The sequence below is a fragment of the Acinetobacter sp. UBA3106 genome (assembly GCA_002365595.1).
Lineage (GTDB): Bacteria > Pseudomonadota > Gammaproteobacteria > Pseudomonadales > Moraxellaceae > Acinetobacter.
The window spans coordinates 12,890-36,388 of sequence record DFAM01000024.1 but is presented as its reverse complement, the minus strand read 5'-3'; the positions used below and the strand labels follow the sequence as shown (position 1 = coordinate 36,388).

The following is a 23,499-nucleotide window of genomic DNA, read 5'->3' as shown; positions in this document are numbered from 1 at the left end:
ACCTTTATAATTCTGATGCAATTTTTATGAATCGAGCTTGCCCATTACCCGGCCTGCAAAGCCGTAAACTTCACGTTTCCCGGCAAGTGCCACCAATTCCACATCGCGCTTTTGACCCGGTTCAAAACGGATGGCTGTCCCCGCTGCAATATTTAAGCGGAAACCCTTGGCCTGCTCACGGTCAAACTGCAAAGCGTCATTGGCTTCAGCAAAGTGAAAATGTGAGCCGACCTGAATAGGACGGTCGCCGATATTGGCTACGGTAATCTTTAAGGTTTCACGCCCGACATTCATTTCAATGTCGCTCTCTGGTGTAAAAATTTCCCCAGGAATCATATGCCGCTCCTAAACAATCGGTTGATGGACAGTGACCAGCTTTGATCCATCCGGAAATGTCGCTTCGACCTGGACTTCAGCAATCATTTCAGCAATGCCATCCATCACATCATCACGGGATAGCAATGTTGTGCCGTAATGCATCAATTCACTGACGGTCATGCCGTCACGCGCACCTTCAAGTAATGCCGCAGAAATATAGGCAATCGCTTCAGGATAATTCAGCTTTAAACCGCGTGCTTTACGACGTTCCGCCACCAAGCCTGCTGTGAAAATCAGCATTTTGTCTTTTTCTGTTGGATTGAGTTCCATATCTCTTTCCTAATTTATATCAATGTATTGAATGCAAAATGTGTGCAAGTTATGTCCTAAAATTCTCTCTCCTTTTAGGAGACGAGAAGCATTGCTTCGTAAGGGAGAGGTTATTAACTTTTGCATCGGTTTCCCTCCCTCTAAAATCCTATAGCTTTAAATGTTAGATACTCCTCTTCTCCCTCTGAGAGATGAGAAGCACTGCTTTGCAAGGAGGGATTACATGAATATCCTCACCCCAACCCTCTCCCATAGGGAGAGGGAGATTGATTACAGAATTTATTCCGGAAACTTTCCCTCTCTTTGTAAGGGAAGTCTAAATATTATGTCCGCCAAATTCTTGGAAATGCTTCATCCAGATCAAACCAGTAGCGTCGTAATCGGGCACGTATGGCTGCAAAACCATCATGACAGTGACGTACATCATCACCCAAAAAACGTGCACAAATGACATCACCCAATATGGTTAAAGTAATCGGCACATCCATGCGCATGATCAATTCGCGAGTCAAATCGATATATGCTTCCAGATGAATACTTGCACGATATTTTTCAGGCGGCACAGCCCAGAAACTGCCCATAACTGCATGGCCATTCATGCCTAAACATGAACTCAGCCAGCGGTCATCTCCCTTAAAACTTAAGGTATCGGCAACCAGAATCTTGTCATTTCGCCACAGCTGAAACCGGTTTTGATAAGCCCCTTGTACAAACTGTTCATCACGAGCTTGCCGGCCGATCACCAGCATGTCCCAACCAATAAAGCTGGCTGCAGCATCCAAATGGACGATTGTTTCAGAACTGGCATTGGCACCATCAAACAGCATGGTTTCCTGCGGCAACCATTCAAAAACCGCATTGTCATTTAAGCGGATATGAATATGCTGAAAGGCTTGTTTACCATTGGTTCGATACCATTTCCCTGCGCCCGGCGTGGTCACCAAGGCATGCGCATTGGCATCCACCTGCATATCGAAAGTCAGATGATCACCACCGGCTATACCTGCTGGCGGATGCACGATAATGGCGTGACAGATGCCATTGCTTTCAGGCCATAGCATTTTCTGGATACGTACCGGACCATGATGCTTACGGTGCTGCAAAATGGTCCGCGCAGTCTGCTGCTGGACCTGGAAACCCATTTCCAAACGTGCGTACCATAAATTCTGGTTCATGCTTCTTTCTGCAAGGTCATGCATCAAACAATCAACTCAGCATCAAAATTATTGAACAGCATTAAGCCAGACCAATCACGGCGACAACCGCTGCCAGAGCGCCAATCATTTGCTTGCCATAAGGCACATATTTATTCACGAATGCACCAAGAGCTAAGCCGATGCCATAGATCAATGCCATCGCTGTCACCATGCCGATAATCAGTAAAGATACATGTCCAGCTTGACCAAGTTCGCTACCATGCGCCACACCGTGGAAGCTGGCTAAAAGTACCGCTGCCACAGGTAAAACCTTGTTGGATTTGCTCCATAAAGCTACAGCTACCAGTAGCAGTGAAGCAATAATGCCTGACTCCGCCAGTGAGGTGGATAGCATGCCTTCAGCACCCAGCATAAAGCCTGCGATCATGGCTGCTGCCAGACCCAGCAGACCTGTAATTTTCCAGCGCTGATTTGCAGTCCACATCAATACACCAAAAGCAATTGCCATCATGAGATGATCTAAACCGGTAAAAGGATGCATAAAGCCCGCCCAGAATCCGCTGTGATGGTCGTGCCCCGGATGAGCCATTGCCAGCTTTGGCAAAGCGGCAAGTCCCGCGACCAGTAAGTGTTTAAATAGACGCATAATGAATTTCCCCTTTAAGACTTAAATAAACCTTGTTTTTCGATAAAGCTGATAATGTCGTTCAAGCCATCTTGAGTTTTCATATTGGAAAATAAAAATGGTTTATCGCCACGCATACGCTTGGCGTCCTGATCCATCACTTCAAGACTCGCTCCAACCATTGGCGCCAAATCCGTTTTATTGATAATCAATAAGTCTGATTTGGTAATGCCTGGTCCACCTTTACGCGGAATCTTTTCACCACCCGCCACATCAATCACATACAATGTTAAATCTGACAATTCAGGACTAAAGGTTGCAGCCAGGTTATCGCCGCCACTTTCAATGATGATCAGTTCCAGACCATCAAACTTTTCACACAGATCATCAATGGCAGCCAGATTAATGGAGGCATCTTCACGAATTGCGGTATGCGGACAGCCACCTGTTTCCACGCCAACGATTCGTTCAGGCGACATGGCTTCATGACGGGTTAAAAAGTTCGAATCCTCCTTGGTGTAAATGTCATTGGTGACCACTGCCATATTGTATTTTTCACGCAGTGCAAGACATAAATTCAAGGTTAAAGCGGTTTTTCCTGATCCGACTGGACCACCAATTCCCACGCGTAATGGACTACGTTCTGACATGTTGATTTCCTTTATTACATTTTATTTGCATCAGCTTTAATGATGCTTTTCAATCTTTTTACTCATGTTCTGATCTGAAAATTAAGACCGGAATAAGCGTGAATATTGTGTTTCGTGCGACATGCTCAACATGGCATATTGCGGTAATGCACTGCTGATCTCGTGATCTTCCAAACCCAATGCAGTCTGCACCGCTGCAGGCATATGCTGATGCAATTGCCATAAAATCCGCTGGCCACTCATTTGACCCAGCGGAATGGTTTTAACCGCAGCCAACACCTGATTTTCCAGTACGGTAAAACTGTAGGCCGTTAATACATCGGCAAGGTCTAAACCCAGCTCTCCGCATAAATGTGCATAAACCGGCACAAATCCCAGCTGCTTTTTCACACTTGGCGTTTGTTTCAATACATCTCTAATCCATGCATTCAAAGAAAATGCCAATTGTTGCGATTCAGCCAATAATTCTTTAGATTCACGGCTGGCACGATAGAATTCTGCCCAATACTGAAACCGTTCAGCATCATCAAAAGATTCAACCAGACGCTTGAGTAGCGGTAATTCAAAACGGACCAGCAGCATCTCCAGCACTTCATTAAAATAGCTCACGCAAGAGGCTTCATCGTGCAGCATGCCTTTTTCAATCGCGCTTTCTACCCCTTGCGAATAACAGTACGCCCCAATCGGCAGCGCTGTTGAAGACAAGGTCAGCAAGCTGAGCAGTTGTGATGCATTAGTGATGGACATGATGTAAAGCCTTGATTGGGCTTAATCGTTGGTCATGTTGATGCTGGGCATAGGCGCCACTTTCTGGTTCAAAAGGGTGCATCACTTCTTTCACTTCAAGGCCTAAACCTTGCACCATTTCCGCCAGTACATGATCTGGTTCAAAGTACAAAGCTGAAGGTGTCAGCATCAGCGGTACATGACGATTTCCCAGGTGATAAGCCGCTTTTAATAAGTCAAAACTATTATCTGTTGTGACTTGCATCAGTTTTTCTGGCTTGGCATCTACCCGTAAAATTTCCCCCTGTTCTGTGGCAATAAAGGAACCACTACGCAAAATTCCTGTACGCGGCAAATCTGCACCAATATCGACACCATTTTTTAAAGTTGCACGAAAACGGCTCTTTTGGCGCGTATCAAATGTGAGTTCCAAAGACTCAAAATTGTGTTCAGATGCAATGTTTTCTAAACGCTGCGTATAAATTTTCATAACTACCCTACTGATGCTGATAAATCCTGTATTTGTTCCAAATTGAGACCAAATGTTTTTTAGAATTATAAATTTGCATCAAAATAAAGCAGTTATCGTGCCAACTTGATTTATCGGATGTTATAAAGTTATACGGAAGGTAAAAGTCTGAAGTTTTTTAATTGAGCGTCCATAAGCCAAATTATTTTCTTGATTCAAAAATTTAAGCTAATATCTCTACAATTATTAAATAAGAAGTTGAGGGATACATGGCAAAATTTTTGAATACAAGCGGAACAAATTTCTTTTTAGAAGAACTTATTAAAAATGCCAAAGAACGTTTAATTTTAATTAGCCCATATTTACGTCTCAATGATCGCATTAAAGAATTATTAGAAGACAAAGATCGTCTTAAAATTGATATCCGTATTGTTTATGGAAAAAGTGATCTGCACCCTGACGAAATTAAATGGATGCAAAAACTGGATTATGTGCGTCTGAGTTTCTGTAAAAATTTGCATGCGAAATGCTATTTGAATGAATCTGAGTGCATTATTTCAAGCTTAAATCTTTATGAGTTTAGCCAAGTTAACAATAATGAAATGGGGATTCTGATCCGTAAATATGAAGATAATGATGTATTTAAAGAAGCTTATGAAGAAGCACAACGGATTATTCGTATTAGTGACGAAGTCCGTATTACATTGGATGAAGTAAAAACAGAATCCATCCCAGCGGAAGATAATAAATCCGAAGAAAATACCGCTTTCACAAAACTGACTACAGCGAAGCTGGCATCAAAACTTGGCTTAAAAACAGCGGACACTTTTGAAAAATTAATTACAAAAGGCTATCTGACACTAAATGAAAATGGAAAGCACTTTTTAACTGATGAAGGCAAATCTGCGGGTGGAGAATTCCGTACAGGTCAATATGGCATGTACTTTTTATGGAGTGAAAATACAGAGATTTAACAGCATTTATAAATCCCTCCAAACCTCCCTTTTATAAAGGGAGGCTTCTTTCCCTCTCCCTTTGGGAGAGGGTCAGGGAGAGGGAATTTAAATCGCCACCAAATCGCGAATCCCTTTTCTAGGCATTTCACTTCCTATACCTTGAGCAATCACCTGCCCACGTGCCATGACTGTATAACCATCTGCCAGTTCTTCTGCAAAGTCATAAAACTGTTCCACCAGCACGATTGCCATTTCTCCGCCATCGGCAAGTTTACGAATCACCTTACCGATATCCTTAATGATCGATGGCTGAATCCCTTCAGTCGGTTCATCCAAAATAAGTACACGCGGTTCAGAAGCCAGTGCTCGGGCAATCGCTAATTGCTGCTGCTGCCCACCGGATAAATCTCCACCGCGACGATGCTTCATTTCATCCAGCACCGGGAAAATTTCATAGAGATGTTCCGGCACTTTACGGGTTTTAGCACCTTTAAATTTCGCCATCCCAATCAGGATATTTTCCTCGACCGTTAAGGTCGAAAAGATATCGCGTCCTTGTGGAACATAAGCCAAACCTGCACGGACACGCTGTTCCGGACTGAGTTTGGAAATGTCCTTACCATCCAGCAAGATCTGACCAGACTTAATTGGCAAAATACCCATTAAACACTTGAGTAGCGTGGTTTTACCCACACCGTTACGCCCCAGCACCACCGAACATTCACCGACAGGCGCATGAAACGACACATCACGCAAAATGTGACTGCCGCCATAAAACTGATTTACATCTTTTACTTCTAGCATCAGTCACTCCTTAACGCCCGAGATATTTTTCAATGACATCTTCATTGGCTTGCACTTCGGCCAATGTGCCTTCGGCTAAAATCGCCCCTTGGGCCAGAACCGTAACTTTTTCACTAATGGTATCGATGAAACTCATGTCATGTTCGACCACGACCAGCGTATGATTCTTTTTCAGTTCCAGACACAGCTCAGCGGTACGTTCAGTTTCTGCATCGGTCATCCCCGCGACAGGTTCATCCAGCAAAATCAGTTTTGGACGCTGCATCAGTAACATGCCAATTTCAAGCCACTGCTTTTGACCATGAGATAGCAAGCCCGCAGGTTTATTGATAAATTCCTGCAAGCGGATTTGCTGTAAAGATTCATCCAGGGCATTTTGTGCATCGGGATCAAGCTTGCTGAAAAAGCTTTTCTTCACCCGTTTATCTTTCGGTGCGGCTAACAGCAGATTTTCCATCACGGTAAAATTTTCAAATACAGTTGGTTTCTGAAATTTTCGTCCGATGCCTGCTTCAGCAATTTCCTCGGTACTCATTTTCGCCAGATTATAAGTCTGACCAAAAAATGCAGTCCCTTCAGTAGGCCGGGTTTTTCCGGTAATCACATCCATCAAGGTGGTTTTACCGGCGCCGTTCGGCCCAATAATGCAGCGCAATTCACCTTCTTCGATATACAGCGATAAATCATTTAAGGCGCGGAAAGCATCAAACCAGACACTGACTTTTTCCAGGTACAAGGCAATGCCATGACTAAAGTCCGGACCTTGTTCTTTCGGTCGACCATAACTTTCAGAAGCATGGCCGCCATGAGGTTGTAGAATCTCACTCATTCGCTACGCTCCTTTTTAAAACGGTCAAATAACCCAATCACACCTTTAGGCAGGAAAATGGTGACCACAATAAATAACGCTCCCAGAATCAATAACCATGCTTCCGGATAAGCCACAGTAAAGTAAGTTTTGACGGCATTGATTAAGCCCGCACCCAAGATCGGACCGATCAGCGTGCCGCGCCCACCTGCCGCTACCCAAACGGCCATTTCAATCGAGTTCACTGGGTTCATTTCACTGGGGTTAATAATGCCGGCTTGTGGCACATATAAGGCCCCTGCAATCCCCGCGATCGCCGCAGAAAGTACCCAGGCTGAAAGTTTGTACCACAGCGTGCGATAGCCCAAATATTGCAGACGGTTTTCACTGTCACGAATTGCGCCCAGCACACGGCCATAAGGCTTGTTCATCAAATGGCGTAGGCCAACAAAACACAGTAACAATACTAATGCGGTGATAAAGCACAGGCTGGCACGCATCGGTGCTGAAGTAATGTCCATACCCAAAATGGTTTTAAACCCGGTAAAGCCGTTATTACCACCGAAACCCGTTTCATTACGGAAGAATAAAAGTGCTGCCGCAAAAGTCATCGCCTGAGTGATAATCGAGAAGTAAACGCCTTTGATTTTGGAGCGGAAGGCAAAGAAACCAAAAATAAAAGCAATCAGTCCTGGTACTAAAACCACAAGAATCATTGCCCACCAAAAGTGATTGGTTCCGACCCAAAACCAAGGTAATTCAGTCCAGCTCAAAAAGCGCATAAAGTCAGGTAGGCCATCACCTGCGGATTGACGCATCAGGTACATGCCAAAAGCATAGCCGCCCAAAGCGAAATACAAGCCATGCCCCAAACTTAAAATACCGGCATAACCCCAGACCAGATCAAGCGCCAAGGCGACCAGAGCCAGACACATGATCTTGCCGATCAAGGTGATCCAATAGGCAGAAAGATGCAAGGCAGAATCTGCGGGCAATAAATGTAGCCACGGCAAAGCCAGTAAAATGGCAAAACATACGGAAATAGCAATTGCGCTATGAGGCTTATCTGACAGTAATGATGTGATTTTCATAGCTTACTCCACAAAGCGTCCTTTCAGGGCAAATAAACCTTGTGGACGTTTCTGAATAAACAAAATCACAAGAACCAAAAGAATAATTTTTGCCAGTACTGCCCCCATGCCAATTTCCAGCACGGTACCACTCACGCCTAAGCCTAAAGCTGCAAGTACTGCACCCCAGACTTGACCGACACCACCAACCACCACCACAAGGAAAGCATCAATAATATAGTTTTGACCGAGATCTGGCCCGACATTACCGACTTGAGCCAAGGCGCAACCGGCTAGACCAGCTAGACCCGACCCCAAACCGAAAGCCATCATATCAATGCGGCTGGAACGAATGCCCACTGCACGTGCCATTTGACGGTTTTGGGTCACGGCACGAACAAAAAGACCAAAACGGGTTCTATTGAGCAGATAAACCAGAAGCAGTAATACGGCAATCGTGAATACGATGATAGCAATGCGGTTATAAGGCAGCATCAGGCTAGGCGTAATGGAGATTCCCCCAGAAAGCCAAGAAATATTCGAGACTTCTACGTTTTGTGCCCCAAAGATCATCCGCACCAGCTGCATGAGGATCAAGCTCACCCCAAAAGTTGCCAATAAGGTTTCCAGCTGACGACCATATAAAGGACGAATCACGGTACGTTCGATCAGCATACCGATGATTGCGCTGACCATAAACGCCGCGGGAATCGCAGCAATCAGGTACCAGTCCACCAGACCACTGAAATGAGACTTAAAGAAAGTTTGCACCACATAGGTGGTATAAGCCCCAATCATGATCAGCTCACCATGCGCCATATTAATCACACCGAGCAGTCCGTACGTAATGGCAAGACCTAGTGCTGCGAGCAATAAAATGCTGGCCGTGCTAAATCCTGAAAATACATGTCCGGTCCATTCACTGGCTTGAATCCGGGTTTTGATACTGCCTTGGGCAGCTGTTAATGCCGCTTTCAGATCGGGATGCAAATTTGGTTGGTTCAGCTCTTGCTCTACCAAAGCCAATACATCTGGACGATTGGATTCTTTTAAAACTTTTGCCGCCTGAATTTTGACCAGCAGATCATCAGACTGATAATCCAGACGGGCTTTTAACTGGGCAAAACGGGCTTTGACACCCTTGTTTTTTTCATTTAAATACAGCTGGTTGATGGCTTTGGCATCCAACTCGGATAAATTATTTTCTAAAATATCGATGGCTTCAAGACGTTGAGAGGCTTCTTCTGAATTTAATTTCTTCTTTGCCTGACCAAAGGCCAATGCCTTGCTTAAGGTATTGACCAAAGTGACTTGGGATAAATCTGACGGCCAGCTTTTGATGGCTTTTTTATCCGGATAACTGAGCAGTTTGTCTTCTGCTTCCAGAATATAGGTATTGCCTGCACTATCGGTATAAAGTTGATCTTTTTCTACAAATTCGGCCAGCTGATCGAGCTGTTCAATACTGGATCGCCATTGATTAAGCAAGGCACGGCGCTGGGCAAAATCACCACGGACAAATTGCTGAATCGCATCTTCTGTAGGACTAACTTGAGTCTTATGCGCTGTTTCTATTATCGTTTGAGTTTCAGCATGAGCTATATTGAGCCATAGGCACTGACTCAAAATCAAAAATATAACCGTGAAATTTAGGCGAGTGAACATTCGTGTCCTCCCTATTTATAAAGATAAAGCTGTCCCAAACGGGAAATGAAAATCAAGAAAAAGCCTGCTGCCAACGCAGCAGGCTAGAGAGAGCATTATTTAATATATGGGCTCCAAGGCTCAGCTGGAATGGTTTTTGGTGTCTTGTAGACCACATCAAACTGGCCATCGCCACGAATCTGACCAATCATCACCGGTTTATGTAAATGATGGTTGCTTGCATCCATTTGCAGCTTATAACCTGAAGGCGCATCAAAAGACTGTCCTGCCATTGCTTCACGGACTTTATCAACATCGGTCGAACCGGCTTTTTCAACCGCCTGTTTCCACATGTTGATGCCGACATAAGTCGCTTCCATCGGGTCATTGGTAACAAACTTGTCTGCATTCGGCAATTTGTATTCCACCGCATACTGTTTCATTTTGCCAATAAACTCAGTATTTTTCGGATTTTTAACCGACATGAAATAGTTCCATGCTGCCAGATGTCCAACCAGTGGCTTGGTATCAATACCACGGAGTTCTTCTTCACCCACCGAGAATGCCATGACTGGAATATCTGCAGCTTTAATGCCCTGGTTACCCAGTTCACGATAGAAAGGTACGTTGGAGTCGCCGTTGATGGTCGAGATCACTGCCGTTTTCTTACCTGCAGCAAATTTTTTCACATTGCCTACAATGGTTTGATAATTGCTATGCCCGAATGGCGTGTACTCTTCCATGATGTCTGCATCGGCAATGCCTTTAGACTTCAGGAAAGCCCGTAAAATTTTATTGGTGGTTCGAGGGTAGACATAGTCTGTACCTAACAATACAAAACGTTGCGCCTTACCGCCTTCTTCGCTCATCAGGTATTCAACAGCCGGAATCGCTTGCTGGTTAGGTGCGGCACCGGTATAAAAAATATTTTTAGATTGTTCCTGGCCTTCGTATTGAACCGGATAGAACAATAAGCCGTTCAGCTCTTCCACTACAGGTAATACAGATTTACGTGAAACCGAGGTCCAGCAACCAAAAATGACGGCAACTTTGTCTTGAGTAATCAACTGACGGGCTTTTTCAGCAAAAAGTGGCCAGTTCGATGCCGGATCAACCACTACAGGTTCTAGTTTTTTCCCCATCACCCCGCCATTGGCATTAATTTCATTAATGGCCATCAGTGCGGTGTCTTTCAAAGAGGTTTCTGAAATGGCCATAGTCCCTGATAGTGAGTGAAGAATCCCCACTTTAATGGTATCGCCACTTGCAGCCGGTGCCTGGGCTTCAATTGCCGGTGCTTCTGCCTTTTCTGCCGGTTTAGAGCAACCGGTCAATACCATACTCCCCATCATTGCTACAGCAAGTAAACTTTTTGAAAATTGTTTTTGTTGGAACATGTTATGTCTCTCCAAACCTTTTTAAGATATTTTTAGTGAATCCGGGAGAGTGCATTCAAATTGTATGCCAATATTTATTTTTTAAAATTAAATCATTGTATTTTCTTAATTATTTTTAATTTATAAAGCTATCACTTAAATCTATCAGCGTACCAAAAATAATCTATGCGCTAAAATGGATAAGAAATCAGTCAGTTATTCCAGCCAAAATTAATAAAGCTCTTATACAGAATGCTCTTTTTCTGATCATTTCTTTAGCTTACGTCTGATCCATGATTCAACGGTACAAAAATGATTGTTCTAAACTACATACAAAAGAAAACGGCTTATTCATGATGAATAAGCCGTTTTCTTGCTGAAATCAGCCTTAGCGAAAAAGCTGAAGTCTTTATTAATGACTTTATTTTGCTAGCGTTCTGCCTCGTGCTGCATGCAGTTTTTTATAGCTGTCGATCAGACGTAAATGACGATCTAAACCTTCAAGTTGCATGCTGGTTTCAGTGAGGCCATAAAAACGGATGCTTCCGTCCATCGAGCCGATCACCGCATCCATACGTTCATCACCAAACATACGGCGGAAATTGGCTTCGTAGTCATTCAGATCCATGTCATCGTCAAGTTCTACTTCCAGCACTACATTCATGCACTGATAGAACAAGCCACGCTCGACTGTGTTGGTGTTGTATTGCAGGAAAGTTTCAACCAATTCTTTGGCTTCTTCAAACTCTTGCAACGCAATATAAATCAATAGTTTTAGCTCTAAAATGGTGAGCTGTCCCCAAACCGTATTGTCGTCAAATTCGATACCGATTAAAGTACTAATCTCGGTGTAATCATCTACTTCAACTTCTTCCAGACGTTCAACCAAAGCCACCAGCTGGTCTTCATTCAGACGATGCAGGTTCAGGATATCTTCACGGAACAATAATGCCTTGTTGGTGTTATCCCAAATTAAATCTTCAACCAGATAAATTTCAGAATAACCAGGGACCAAGATACGGCAAGCTGTTGCACCTAAATGCTCGTACACGGCCATGTATACTCCTTTGCCCATATCTTCAAGAATGCCGAACAGGGTCGCGGCTTCCTCAGCATTACTGTTTTGGCCTTCATTGGTGAAATCCCACTCCACAAACGGGTAGTCAGACTTGGCACTAAAGAAACGCCATGACACGACACCGCTAGAGTCGATAAAGTGCTCGACAAAGTTATTCGGCTCGGTAACGGCGTTAGTGCTGAATGTCGGTTTAGGCAGATCATTCAGGCCTTCAAAACTACGGCCTTGTAGCAATTCAGTGAGGCTGCGTTCCAGAGCCACTTCCAGTTTCGGATGTGCACCGAAAGAAGCAAATACACCGCCAGTACGTGGGTTCATCAAGGTCACGCACATTACCGGGTACTGGCCACCTAAAGAAGCATCCTTAACCAGTACCGGGAAGCCCTGTTCTTCCAGACCTTTGATCCCTTCAACAATTTTTGGATATTTTGCCAGTACATGTTCAGGGACATCTGGCAGTGCGATTTCACCTTCTAAAATTTCGCGTTTAACGGCGCGCTCAAAAATTTCAGATAAACACTGGACCTGGGCTTCAGCCAAGGTATTCCCTGCACTCATACCATTAGAGAGATATAAGTTTTCAATCAGGTTAGAGGGAAAATAAACCGTCTCACCATCTGAATGGCGTACAAATGGCAATGAGCAGATGCCGCGCGCAGTATTGCCCGAGTTGGTATCATATAAATGTGTGCCGAGCAGTTCATCTTCAGAGTTATAAATTTCTAAAGTGTATTCATCAAGAATTTCTTTCGGCAATTCCCCATTTGGACCTGGCTGGAACCATTTTTCATCCGGGTAATGCAAAAATTCAGCATTGGCAATATCTTGCCCCCAGAACTGGTCGTTGTAGAAAAAGTTGCAGTTCAAGCGTTCAATAAATTCACCGAGTGCCGAAGCCAAAGCACTTTCTTTGGTCGCACCTTTACCGTTGGTAAAGCACATCGGAGACTGTGCATCGCGAATATGTAAAGACCATACATTCGGTACAATGTTGCGCCATGATGCGATTTCAATCTTCATCCCCAGATTTGCCATAATACCGGACATATTGGCGATGGTTTCTTCTAAAGGCAGATCTTTACCGGGAATATAGGTGCTGCTTTCTGAAGTCAAGCTCGGCATCAGCAAGGCTTGTGCATCGGCATCAATACTTTCTACTTCTTCGATCACAAATTCTGGACCGGTTTGGATCACTTTCTTTACCGTACAGCGATCAATGGAGCGCAAAATACCTTGGCGGTCTTTTTCGGAAATATCGGCTGGCAATTCAACCTGAATTTTAAAAATCTGCTTATAACGGTTTTCCGGGTCAACAATATTGTTCTGCGACAAACGGATGTTATCAGTCGGAATATCACGTGCCGCACAGTACACTTTTACAAAGTAAGCTGCACATAAGGCTGACGAGGCGAGAAAATAGTCAAATGGACCTGGCGCTGAACCGTCGCCTTTATAGCGAATGGGTTGATCGGCGATTACCGTGAAATCATCGAACTTGGCTTCTTGTCGAAGGTTGTCAAGATAATTGACCTTAATTTCCATGCGGGCACCTAACTGTTCTTATGTGTCAGTGCAACACATAAAAATCAAAAAATAAAATATAAGCCGAATTCCAGATCAGAAATTGACTTAAAAAATAGTGTGACTAGTGCCATTCGTATACCCTAGCAAACGACTGACCCCTAGAAAGGATGGAGGGTATTATAAAGGGATTTTACCTGATTGATAACTTTTGTCTGTGCTTCTCACCTATTTATAAGAAATACCTAAAATAGGACAACTTAGATAAGACCCTATTCAGTTAAAAGTTCAGTCAAAAACTTCCAAACACTTCATCAAATAGTTAAGTCTTACTTCATCTACGTCACAAAAAAATGATGTGGAACTGAATCATGAATTGTGAAACAAAGTAAATTTCCAGCAAATTATGTAGAAAAATAAAATAAAAATTACACTAAATTAAAGTGTTCAAAACATAAGCTCATAGAAATTTCCACAATACATACTAAATATTTAAATAAGCTTGTAGCTACAAACTGCAAACCTGCATTTTGTACCTGTTGAAGTCTGGAATTGAATTCCGGCTTTAATTGTTTCTACAAAAAAGGTTTACTCAAATCAGTTGAGGTCAAATGATGATAAAAACAACGCTAAGTATACTCGGACTGTCTCTTGTTTCCACCCTAGCTTTGGCTGCTGATCCATTACATGGGACCAAATGGAAAACCATTGACGATGTAACCAAAAAACCACTATCTGTCGTTCAATTTACTGAAACATCAAATGGTGTACTTTCAGCAAAAATTGTAGATGTACTGGAAGATAGTGAAAGCCAAAAATGCAATAAATGTAAGGGTAAATTCTACAATAAACCTTTACAAGGAATCCAAATCGTCACTGGATTGAAAAAAACCGGAACCCGCAGTTACGATGGTGGCAAAATTACTGACCCTAAAAATGGTAAAACCTATAGTTTTAATGCCAAACTCTCTGAAGATGGTAAAACTTTAAGTGGTCGGGGCTATATTGGGGTTTCCGCACTTGGCCGCAGCCAGACCTGGATACGCACCAATTAAAAACACCTGATTCAATCAAATAAAAGCGACTTCAAGAAGTCGCTTTTCTATTTGCACCTCACAAACAACCTATGCGACGGCGCTACTTAGCGCTTTGCCTGAGATTTTGGACGGGTGCTTACTACAAAATAAATCGACAATAACTATTCATCAGCCTTTTTGAGCTGATAACCCATTTTTTCAACTGTATTCAAGGTATTATGTTTTACCTTAAAAATCGCCATTTTCCCATCTGCAGCACCACATAAAGTGACATGCATCATTTGATCACTACCAATTTCAGCAGCAAAAACTTTAATATTTGCCTGTTCTAATTCAGCTTTAAGTTGCTGAAGCTGATCTTCAGCATTGACTTCGGAACACTGTTTGGTTCCTAATGATTTTGTAATCATGATAAAGGAATCTTTATCTGTGCTATGAGTTTGACATCCCGCAAGCCCTAACAGTGCCATGGCTACAAAGAATATATTTTTCTTGATCATATTTATTTCATCCCTAAGGCAAAGATCATAAAAATGTTTTTAACTCGTCATTAATTTATCTGTCTAAGTACCCATTGTAAAAATAATTTTTTATCAAGAAAATCAGGAGAGTGGCTTGAATCGATTACTTTTTGGATACCGTTAAATTTTCCCAAAAAGCTATAAGAATTCTTAACCTCAAAAAAACCGCCATCCATTTCATGGATTTCATAAAAAAATTCTTTTAGCTTCTCAAACTGGGTATTTTTATGGAAATAAGGACGCATAAGTAAAAAATTATAAATTTGTTCTAAACTACATAATTCATTTTGCATTTTCATGCTCTTCACCCTGTTTAAACATGTTGGTATTGATTTAACGACATCTTATAAAAATTTTGTTTTAACTATTTAAAAACGTATTTTTAAATAACCTCCATAGCTGAATTTCCGTGGTTTCAACTATCCAGAAAGACAATCTAATCTTATGAATTAACTCAGATTATTGTTCAATTATTTGAAATAACTGAATATTCATATATCCCTTTGTTTCTACATATTTTATTAGCCATCTAGTAAAGTAATCAGCTTGATCTGGATTAATAGGATTGAAATTTTATTCAGATTCCACTCAATCGCAAATTAAACCAGCTAAATACCATCACAATATTTTTTTCTAAAGTCATCTTTATTTAAATTTCTATTTTAAAATATCTATAAAGCAAAATGAACTTATAACTAATATAAAAAAGTGCATAATTCGCAATAATAGATAGTAATAAAATTATACTCCTTATTATAAAGTAAAAAATTATTTGTTAATTTAAACACAATCTCAAATTAAACCTTATTTACAATATTTTGAAATAACTATTTCAAAATAAGACCAATAATAAAATTATCAGATAACTATGTTTCAGAATTGTAAATAATAAAATTTGATATTTCGTGTACAGAGAAAATATTGCATTACAACAAATATAGGTCAATGTACCTTCTTGTAACGCAATTTATATGCACTGTAACTTTGCTGGAATAGAGTATTAATTAATATTGTTTATTACTTTATTTTTCATGTATTTATTATTTAAAATTCAAGGCTTAAAGTTTAATTTTTCACTAACTTTGCAGGTATTTTTCATCCTTTATTAAAAGTAAAAAAATAGAAAAAATGTGACTTAATACTCATTTTTAGCATTTTAAAGGCTCAAGTTTAAGTATTTACTGGCCTGTCTAAAGCAGCTTACCAAAAAAGAATAAGAATAAATTATGTAAAATTTATTTATTTTATGTAGTTTTAATAATATTTTAATACCCTAATTATTTTTTTAATGATATTTATAAATCAATTGAATAATTAATAGACATTAAATATGTGTAGATCTGATTCTTATTATCCCGACAATCAACATTATTCTAATAATTTGTTACAGCTTATTCTCCCTTGCTTAGCTACTGATAAACAGTACTGTTTATTTCTGGATATTGATGGAACCCTTTCAGAGTTTCATCCAGATCCAGCTCAAAGCTATATTCCACAAACGACTTTAAAAACTTTACAACAATTAAGTGATTTGAATGTTTCAGTAATTTTTCTTACCGGACGTTCAGTCGAGATCGCCTCAAAATTATTATTTCCTTTAGAGCTGCCGATTGCGGGCACGCATGGGCTAGAAATAAAAATGGATGAACATACTCAATTCAACATTTCTAGCGATGAAATTAATTTTTCTTTACTTCAACAAGACATTCAAAAACGCTGTGAACCCTATCGTCAATTGTTAATTGAAAACAAGAGTTATTCGGTTGCTCTACATTATCGTCAATGTCCCGAGCTTGCTGAGATTGCAAAAACAATTGCTGAAGAAGTACTGGACAGTTATCCAGGCTTTAAGATCAATGAGGGTAAATATGTATTTGAATTAGTGCCCAAGCAGGCTGATAAGGGACAGGCTATTCAAACGATATTGGACTATTTAAATTTCAATCATGTTTTACCTATTTTTATTGGAGATGACATCACAGACGAATCCGGTTTCAAGACTATAAATCAGTATCAGGGAATTAGTATAAAAGTCGGTTCAGAACCTACTCATGCCCATTATCGACTTAAAGATGTTGCTGATGTCGCTGACTTTCTTAATTTATTTTCACAATTCTTAAAAACAGGTTTTTTAAGACAGTCTCAAGTATCAGATGGAGAAAAAGCATGTCTAGATTAATCATATTATCAAATCGTGTCAGTTTACCTAATCCTGATAAAGTGACGGCTGGCGGTCTGGCTGTTGCATTACAAGATGCGCTTGCCGATATTGGCGGAATTTGGCTGGGTTGGAATGGTGAAAAAATTGAAAATCATCAAACTCCACATTTTAACCAGACCGAATATAAAGGTGTGGAATACGTGACTTGCCCTTTAACTGAAGAGCAGTACCAGAACTATTATTGTGGCTTTGCAAATAATACTTTATGGCCGGCAATGCATGACCGTGCAGATTTAATTGAATACCAAGCCCAACAATATACAACCTATCAAGATGTTAACCTTCTATTTGCCAAACAGCTCAAACAGATGGCCGAGCCTGATGATTTGATCTGGGTACATGATTACCATTTTTTTAGTGTGGCGCGTCATTGTCGTGAAATGGGCATGAAAAACAGAATTGGCTTTTTCTTGCATATCCCCTTCGCTGGCTTAAACATCTGGAACTCCATTCCTACAGCCCGTTTACTAATTGAAGACTTGTGTCAGTATGATGTGGTGGGTTTACAAACCAAACATGACCAAAAGCAGTGTATGGACGTATGTAGTCATTACTTGGCTAGTCATCCACTGCACAGTCATATATTGACCCTCAACCATCATCCGGTCACAGTTCAATGTTACCCAATTGGAGTTAACCCTGAGCTGATTCAAAAAATCGCGCAACAAAACAGTAAAAATAGCTCGACTGTATTTGAATTTGATGAATTAAGTGATCAGCAAACCATTATCAGTGTTGATCGCATTGATTATTCCAAAGGATTAATTGAACGATTTGATGCCTTGGAAGCATTTCTACAAAGTAATCCTGAATATCATAAGCACCTTACCGATTTACAAATAGCCTGTCCGTGCCGTATGGAAATCAAAGCTTATCAAGAGTTATATGAGGATATGCAATCCAAAGTCGATTTGATTAATCAGGAATTTTCTCAGGATAACTGGTTACCTATTAATTGTACCCATGACGCGATTTCACATGATGAATTAATGAAAATTTATCGGCAGGCTAATATTTGCTGGGTCAATTCATTACGTGATGGTATGAATCTGGTTGCGAAGGAATTTATTGCTGCACAAAATCCTGAAGATCCGGGTGTTTTAATACTTTCTAAATATACCGGTGCCGCTGAACAGATGTCCGAAGCTTTAATTGTCGATCCGGAAAACTGCGACAGTATGATTAAAGGGCTAAAAACAGCCTTAACCATGTCTAAATCGGAACGTATAGAGCGTTACGAATATCTAATGAATGGATTAAAACGTTTTGATATCAATGACTGGCGTAATGCGTTTTTAGATGATTTGAGAGGGGTTAAAAAGATAGATATTATTCCATCAATTGCTAAAAAAATTCATCCAAAAATTGTGAATTATTAAGCCTTTAAATGGTATCATTTATATTTTTTAGCTATAAAAAAACGAGTATATCTACTCAACAAGATATACTCGTTTTGTTTTAGCAAAGTCGCTTAGGAAGCTTTGACCTGAGTAAAATGGTTTAACAAAGCAATCATTGAAAGTAAAGCGGCAATAAATGCAAACACTACCGTCAAGCCCATCACTTCACTGCTAATGCCGACTAAAGCAGGTCCCAATAAAGAGCCTGTATAAGCCATAGTAGAAACACATGACAATGCGGCTGCTTTAGACATGACATTTTGGCGGCCTACGCGTGAAAACATCACGGGAACAATATTAGAACAGCCTAATCCAAGTAAAACATAACCCAATAAAGCCACGATCCAGTGTGGAGCCATGACCACAGTAAATAATCCAAGTGCTGCACAAATTGCACTGTAGATAATGATATTCTTTTCACCCAAGGTCTTGATTAAATAATGCCCTGCAAAACGCCCCGAAGTCATGGCAATAGCAAAGCAGGTATAAGCCAACCCAGCTAAAGCAGGTTTTACTCCATATTCATTTATCAGATAAATCCCGCTCCAGTCCATTGCTGAACCTTCTGAAAGAAATGCAATAAAACAAATCAATCCCATCAAGATAATCAACGGACTCGGTAATTTTCTGGTCTTGCTTTCGACTTCAGCAGAATCAGTTTTTTGTTCTTTTTCAATGACGGATAAACTGTTAGGCACAGCAATAACACTCAAGATGACCAATAAGCTGCAAATTGCCAAAGCGCTCATCAAAGGGCTTACACCTACTGCAAGTAAGGCAGTAACAGTCATCACTCCAGTCAAGCCACCTAAACTGCACATTCCATGAAACTGCGACATCATACTTTTAGCACTGTTTTTTTCTACAATCACAGCTTGTAAATTGATGGCCACACCCAAACTACCGGCAGCCGTACCAAACAGGAATAGTGCGATAGACATGGTGACAATACTGCTACTTAAGGCAAAAGTAGGTAAAACCATAAGCAACAATAAAACTGCTATAGAAATAATGACACGACAACCCACTTTTTGGATCAACAAACCTGTAGCAGGCATCGCCAGCATCGAGCCAGCACCGATAGACAGCAATAAAGTACCAAAATCGGCATGATTCAGATGAAGCCGCTGCTGTGCATAAGGAATAAGCGGTGCCCATGCTGCAGTACTTAAACCTAAACTAAAGAAGCTAAGTAATGTGGACAGACGCTGTGCAGCGTGCTGAGTTGTATGATCCAGATGTGCTGTTTTAGTTAAAAACATATGTGTGCCACCACAAAAAAATAAGTTTTTTGGCTGTCCCTTTCAGGAGTATTTCCATAGAAAAACCCCTGCACACTTATAGTTATTTCCTATAAATATGCAAGGGCTTCAATTTGGCGAAATTATACACAAAAAAATTATTAATCAATCATATTTTTTAAGTAATTTTAAACTATTTTGTAACTGAAACAGCCTACTCCTAAAGTGCTTAAATCAGGGTTTTTAATTCACTTTAAAAATCAGCAACTAGCCTTTAGACTTATAGTTTTAACCAGAATGAATTTGCTCCCCAATCTTAAAATTATTGAGGATAAAAACTCTGTTATTAGCTTAAATTTAGAAGTGTAAAATGGAAGAGTAAATGATCAGTATTTAAAGCATGGCTTCATAATGCTCATACATTTATAAAATGAAATTAAGTTAAATCTTCGAAATATAAGAAAATATATGTGAAATTTATAGTTTATTTATCCTAGTACAACATTTGTGTTGTGTAAATTTTGTCCTTAACTTAATTGTTGTGTAGCCTTCCATAGAATCAATTATATTGAAAATAACAACAGTACGATTGAGGATAAAGCTTATAAAAGCCGAAAACATTATCTTTTCTACCCAGTGTATGCTCTATTACGGAAACTAATGGTCACGATTATCTACTAAGGTACATTACTGTGTTTATGATCAACTACAAATGAATAATTCTCTTAGCTTACAATAATTCAGTTTTAAGTTATTTAACCTTCATTTAGAGAAAAGAAATAAGTGCTAGCCCATACTCAGATTTAGAGATTTAAACTGAATACGGGCTACAAAATATGCGGAAATTATACAAGCTAAGCGTGGTGCTTATAAATCAAGTTTTTGGTGCTGCGCATCGGGCTCATTGGTTTTGCCGCTCAAGCTGCCTTTTAGAACCTTAAACAGCTGGGTCACTTTATTGTCGGTAACATTCCAGTATTCTGCACTAATTGCTTCGGCCACCAGTACACGTACGCTAGGATCGTTTTTTCCTTCAAACCAGTTTTCTGCCCATGGATTCCAGAGCTTCTCAATCAGCGCTGCATCGGTACTGATCTGTGCATGGGCGCTCATAGAAACGTAAACACTATCTGCAGGTTCGGCAAATGATAATCCGATATGATTACGTCCGGAATTGATGGCTTTGACCAAATCATTAGTATCTTTCAGGATGAAATAGAGATTTTTATTTTCATTCATATGTTCTGTATTCAGCATGGTCATAGGCTGAGAATGAATTTCCTGACTATCGGTGGTATGACTAATCATGGTGAAACGCACACCTTTGATCAGTTTCCATAATTTTTCACGGTTTTGATTGTCTGTCATGATTATTCTCCAAAAGTTCAGCATTCATACGAAAAATAAATAATTAAATTTTGTTTACTGTTCTGTTTTTAGATTAATTGTATTTTGCAGTTTGAATATGCCATCTCACGTAACTTATACATTTCAATAATCAAAGATGAGATTAACCATCATAAAAAATAACGAAAACCAATTCAGTTACATTTCATTTTAAAAAGAAAGTAAATCAGGAGGTTTTTTTGAATATGGTATGATAAAAATCTGTATTCAATAGGCAGCTGTACAGCTAGCAGATCAATCATAGATTTAATTTGAAGCAGTTAATGCGTAATCTGGAATTAAATGCCTTAAAAAGCTGAATCCCGCTTTATTTCTGGTGAGGGAATAAAGAGGGATTCAAATAACTAAGCTATTCAGTGCATTTTAGGCGATTTCTTCGAGTTGCAACTCCTGACGCATCAATTCCTGTAACTTGAATTTTTGCGCCTTGCCTGAAGCAGTCATTGGAAATTCGGTAAAGAAGCGTACATAACGTGGCACTTTATTGTGAGAAATATGCTCTGCACAATACTTACGAATCGCTTCTTCATCGACCTGATGATGCTCGTGCAAAATAATACAGGCACAGAGTTCTTCACCATATTTGGCATCTGGCAGTCCAATCACCTGTACATCCGAAACATCCGGATGGGTATAGAGGAAATCTTCAATTTCTTTCGGGAACAGGTTTTCACCGCCACGAATAACCACATCTTTAATTCGGCCTTTGATTTTAACAAAGCCCTCTTCGTCCATTTCTGCAATATCACCGGTATGCATCCACTTGGCAACGTCAATGACTTCCTGAGTTTTGTCATTATCTTCCCAATAACCCAGCATAACCGAATAGCCGCGCACACAGAGTTCACCCAGTTTTCCACGTGGTACAACTTTGCCATTTTCATCGACAATTTTGATTTCCAGATGTGGATGCACCCGGCCAACAGTTCCAACACGGCGTTCCACAGAATCTGAAGTGGAACTTTGCACACTGACCGGTGCTGTTTCAGTCATACCATAACAGATGGTAATTTCTGACATATGCATACGGTCAATCACACGCTGCATAATTTCACGCGGACACGGGCTGCCTGCCATAATTCCAGTACGTAAGCTGCTCAGATCAAATTCATCGAATTGCTCATGTTCAAGCATGGCAATAAACATGGTCGGCACACCATAGGCTGCGCTGCATTTTTCTTGTTGAATCGTTTTAAGCGTATCCAGGGGATTAAACACGGCAGATGGGTACACCATGGTAGAACCATGCGTAATACAGGCCAAATTCCCCATAACCATGCCGAAACAATGAAATAGGGGTACCGAAATACAGACCCGATCCTGGGGAGTTAAATGAATCGCTTCACCGACAAAATAACCATTATTCAAAATATTATTATGCGTCAGCATGGTTCCTTTCGGATTACCCGTGGTACCCGAGGTAAATTGAATATTAATGGTTTCATCAAACTGTAAATCAGCGGCAATGGCTTGCAATTGATTTAACTGGGTAGCAGTAGGTTCTGGCAATAAATCAGCAAAACGGTGAATACCAGTATGCTGTTCAGGATCAATTTTAATCACGTGCTGTAAATGTGGCAGGCGTTTTGCAGAAAGTCGTTTATCTACCGATTCGCTAAGCTCAGGAGCAATTTTGGTTAAAATTTCCTGATAATTACTGGTTTTAAATTGCGCTGCAATGACCAATGCCTTGCAGGATACTTTATTTAGCACATATTCAAGTTCACTGCTTTTATAGGCAGGATTCAAATTGACCAAAATCATGCCGGCTTTAAAGGCTGCAAACTGGGTGATGGTCCATTCCACACAATTGGGCGACCAAATCGCAATCCGGTCGCCCTTTTCCAAGCCTAATTCCAGCAGGCTACAAGCAAATGCATTGACCTGATCCTGTAGCTGTTTATAGCTTAAGCGTACATTTTGGTGCACGCTGACTACAGCATCCTGTTCAGCATATTGCTGACATGCCTGATCAAACTTTTCACCAATGGTCATCCCAAGTAAAGGCTGACTGCTTGTTCCATAGGCATAACTTAACCGTACTTGTGTCATTGAATCACTCTCCTTGATTCTTTATCATTATGATTCTTTCACTTTAATTATTTTGACTCAGACGACTTTCCCAAACAGCCTTATTTTT

Annotated in this window: 22 protein-coding genes; 4 read left to right on the top strand and 18 right to left on the bottom strand. The window is 40.6% G+C overall.

The window, feature by feature from the left end:
- Positions 1 to 24 precede the first annotated feature (24 nt).
- The 7 genes from B4C48_RS13280 to ureE form a co-directional block, all read right to left on the bottom strand.
- Positions 25 to 336 carry an urease subunit beta gene (locus B4C48_RS13280; protein ID WP_291357288.1) on the bottom strand — a complete coding sequence of 104 codons (312 nt, stop codon included), beginning with the start codon at positions 334 to 336 and terminating at the stop codon, positions 25 to 27.
- A gap of 9 nt (positions 337 to 345) precedes the next feature.
- On the bottom strand, positions 346 to 648 hold the full coding sequence (gene ureA, locus B4C48_RS13275) for an urease subunit gamma (protein WP_291357286.1): 303 nt from the start codon (positions 646 to 648) through the stop codon (positions 346 to 348).
- A 323-nt stretch (positions 649 to 971) separates the two neighbouring features.
- Positions 972 to 1,847 carry an urease accessory protein UreD gene (locus B4C48_RS13270; protein ID WP_291357284.1) on the bottom strand — a complete coding sequence of 292 codons (876 nt, stop codon included), beginning with the start codon at positions 1,845 to 1,847 and terminating at the stop codon, positions 972 to 974.
- A gap of 37 nt (positions 1,848 to 1,884) precedes the next feature.
- On the bottom strand, positions 1,885 to 2,451 hold the full coding sequence (locus B4C48_RS13265) for a HupE/UreJ family protein (protein WP_291357282.1): 567 nt from the start codon (positions 2,449 to 2,451) through the stop codon (positions 1,885 to 1,887).
- A 14-nt stretch (positions 2,452 to 2,465) separates the two neighbouring features.
- Entirely contained in the window at positions 2,466 to 3,080 is a 615-nt protein-coding gene (gene ureG, locus B4C48_RS13260) for an urease accessory protein UreG (RefSeq protein ID WP_291357280.1), read from the bottom strand.
- A gap of 81 nt (positions 3,081 to 3,161) precedes the next feature.
- A complete protein-coding gene (locus B4C48_RS13255; RefSeq protein WP_291357279.1) occupies positions 3,162 to 3,827 on the bottom strand; it encodes an urease accessory protein UreF in 666 nt (221 codons plus the stop codon).
- On the bottom strand, positions 3,814 to 4,296 hold the full coding sequence (gene ureE / locus B4C48_RS13250) for an urease accessory protein UreE (RefSeq protein WP_291357277.1): 483 nt from the start codon (positions 4,294 to 4,296) through the stop codon (positions 3,814 to 3,816). Before ureE ends, B4C48_RS13255 begins: the two co-directional genes overlap by 14 nt.
- A gap of 248 nt (positions 4,297 to 4,544) precedes the next feature.
- On the opposite strand from ureE, the gene B4C48_RS13245 reads away from it, so the two are divergent.
- Complete coding sequence (locus B4C48_RS13245; protein ID WP_291357275.1) at positions 4,545 to 5,249, top strand: phospholipase D family protein; 705 nt, start codon at positions 4,545 to 4,547, stop codon at positions 5,247 to 5,249.
- A gap of 87 nt (positions 5,250 to 5,336) precedes the next feature.
- Here B4C48_RS13245 and urtE read toward each other — a convergent pair whose 3' ends face one another.
- From urtE to B4C48_RS13215, 6 genes are all read right to left on the bottom strand, one after another.
- Positions 5,337 to 6,035, bottom strand: a complete 699-nt coding sequence (gene urtE / locus B4C48_RS13240; protein WP_291357273.1) for an urea ABC transporter ATP-binding subunit UrtE — start codon at positions 6,033 to 6,035, stop codon at positions 5,337 to 5,339.
- 10 nt (positions 6,036 to 6,045) lie between these two features.
- On the bottom strand, positions 6,046 to 6,864 hold the full coding sequence (urtD, locus tag B4C48_RS13235; protein ID WP_291357271.1) for an urea ABC transporter ATP-binding protein UrtD: 819 nt from the start codon (positions 6,862 to 6,864) through the stop codon (positions 6,046 to 6,048).
- Positions 6,861 to 7,934 carry an urea ABC transporter permease subunit UrtC gene (gene urtC / locus B4C48_RS13230; protein WP_291357269.1) on the bottom strand — a complete coding sequence of 358 codons (1,074 nt, stop codon included), beginning with the start codon at positions 7,932 to 7,934 and terminating at the stop codon, positions 6,861 to 6,863. The genes urtD and urtC overlap by 4 nt, the downstream gene beginning before the upstream one ends.
- Before the next feature lie 3 nt (positions 7,935 to 7,937).
- Complete coding sequence (urtB, locus tag B4C48_RS13225; protein WP_291357267.1) at positions 7,938 to 9,578, bottom strand: urea ABC transporter permease subunit UrtB; 1,641 nt, start codon at positions 9,576 to 9,578, stop codon at positions 7,938 to 7,940.
- Between the two features lie 95 nt (positions 9,579 to 9,673).
- Positions 9,674 to 10,954 carry an urea ABC transporter substrate-binding protein gene (gene urtA, locus B4C48_RS13220; RefSeq protein WP_291357265.1) on the bottom strand — a complete coding sequence of 427 codons (1,281 nt, stop codon included), beginning with the start codon at positions 10,952 to 10,954 and terminating at the stop codon, positions 9,674 to 9,676.
- Positions 10,955 to 11,354: 400 nt separating this feature from the next.
- Complete coding sequence (locus B4C48_RS13215) at positions 11,355 to 13,553, bottom strand: OsmC domain/YcaO domain-containing protein (RefSeq protein WP_291357263.1); 2,199 nt, start codon at positions 13,551 to 13,553, stop codon at positions 11,355 to 11,357.
- A 593-nt stretch (positions 13,554 to 14,146) separates the two neighbouring features.
- On the opposite strand from B4C48_RS13215, the gene B4C48_RS13210 reads away from it, so the two are divergent.
- A complete protein-coding gene (locus B4C48_RS13210; protein WP_291357370.1) occupies positions 14,147 to 14,587 on the top strand; it encodes a DUF2147 domain-containing protein in 441 nt (146 codons plus the stop codon).
- Positions 14,588 to 14,730: 143 nt separating this feature from the next.
- Here the strand turns inward: B4C48_RS13210 and B4C48_RS13205 are convergent, their stop codons facing one another.
- Both B4C48_RS13205 and B4C48_RS13200 read right to left on the bottom strand, forming a co-directional pair.
- Positions 14,731 to 15,069: a hypothetical protein gene (locus B4C48_RS13205; protein ID WP_291357261.1), complete on the bottom strand. Its 339-nt coding sequence runs from the start codon at positions 15,067 to 15,069 to the stop codon at positions 14,731 to 14,733.
- A 50-nt stretch (positions 15,070 to 15,119) separates the two neighbouring features.
- Complete coding sequence (locus tag B4C48_RS13200; RefSeq protein WP_291357259.1) at positions 15,120 to 15,389, bottom strand: hypothetical protein; 270 nt, start codon at positions 15,387 to 15,389, stop codon at positions 15,120 to 15,122.
- A 1,031-nt stretch (positions 15,390 to 16,420) separates the two neighbouring features.
- On the opposite strand from B4C48_RS13200, the gene otsB reads away from it, so the two are divergent.
- Both otsB and B4C48_RS13190 read left to right on the top strand, forming a co-directional pair.
- Entirely contained in the window at positions 16,421 to 17,269 is an 849-nt protein-coding gene (otsB, locus tag B4C48_RS13195) for a trehalose-phosphatase (RefSeq protein WP_291357257.1), read from the top strand.
- Positions 17,257 to 18,690: an alpha,alpha-trehalose-phosphate synthase (UDP-forming) gene (locus B4C48_RS13190; protein WP_349678584.1), complete on the top strand. Its 1,434-nt coding sequence runs from the start codon at positions 17,257 to 17,259 to the stop codon at positions 18,688 to 18,690. Before otsB ends, B4C48_RS13190 begins: the two co-directional genes overlap by 13 nt.
- A gap of 92 nt (positions 18,691 to 18,782) precedes the next feature.
- Here the strand turns inward: B4C48_RS13190 and B4C48_RS13185 are convergent, their stop codons facing one another.
- From B4C48_RS13185 to B4C48_RS13175, 3 genes are all read right to left on the bottom strand, one after another.
- Positions 18,783 to 19,973, bottom strand: a complete 1,191-nt coding sequence (locus tag B4C48_RS13185; protein ID WP_291357255.1) for an MFS transporter — start codon at positions 19,971 to 19,973, stop codon at positions 18,783 to 18,785.
- 846 nt (positions 19,974 to 20,819) lie between these two features.
- Positions 20,820 to 21,320, bottom strand: coding sequence for a pyridoxamine 5'-phosphate oxidase family protein (locus B4C48_RS13180; protein ID WP_291357253.1), 501 nt, complete (start codon positions 21,318 to 21,320; stop codon positions 20,820 to 20,822).
- 402 nt (positions 21,321 to 21,722) lie between these two features.
- On the bottom strand, positions 21,723 to 23,411 hold the full coding sequence (locus tag B4C48_RS13175; protein ID WP_291357251.1) for an AMP-binding protein: 1,689 nt from the start codon (positions 23,409 to 23,411) through the stop codon (positions 21,723 to 21,725).
- Positions 23,412 to 23,499 lie beyond the last annotated feature (88 nt).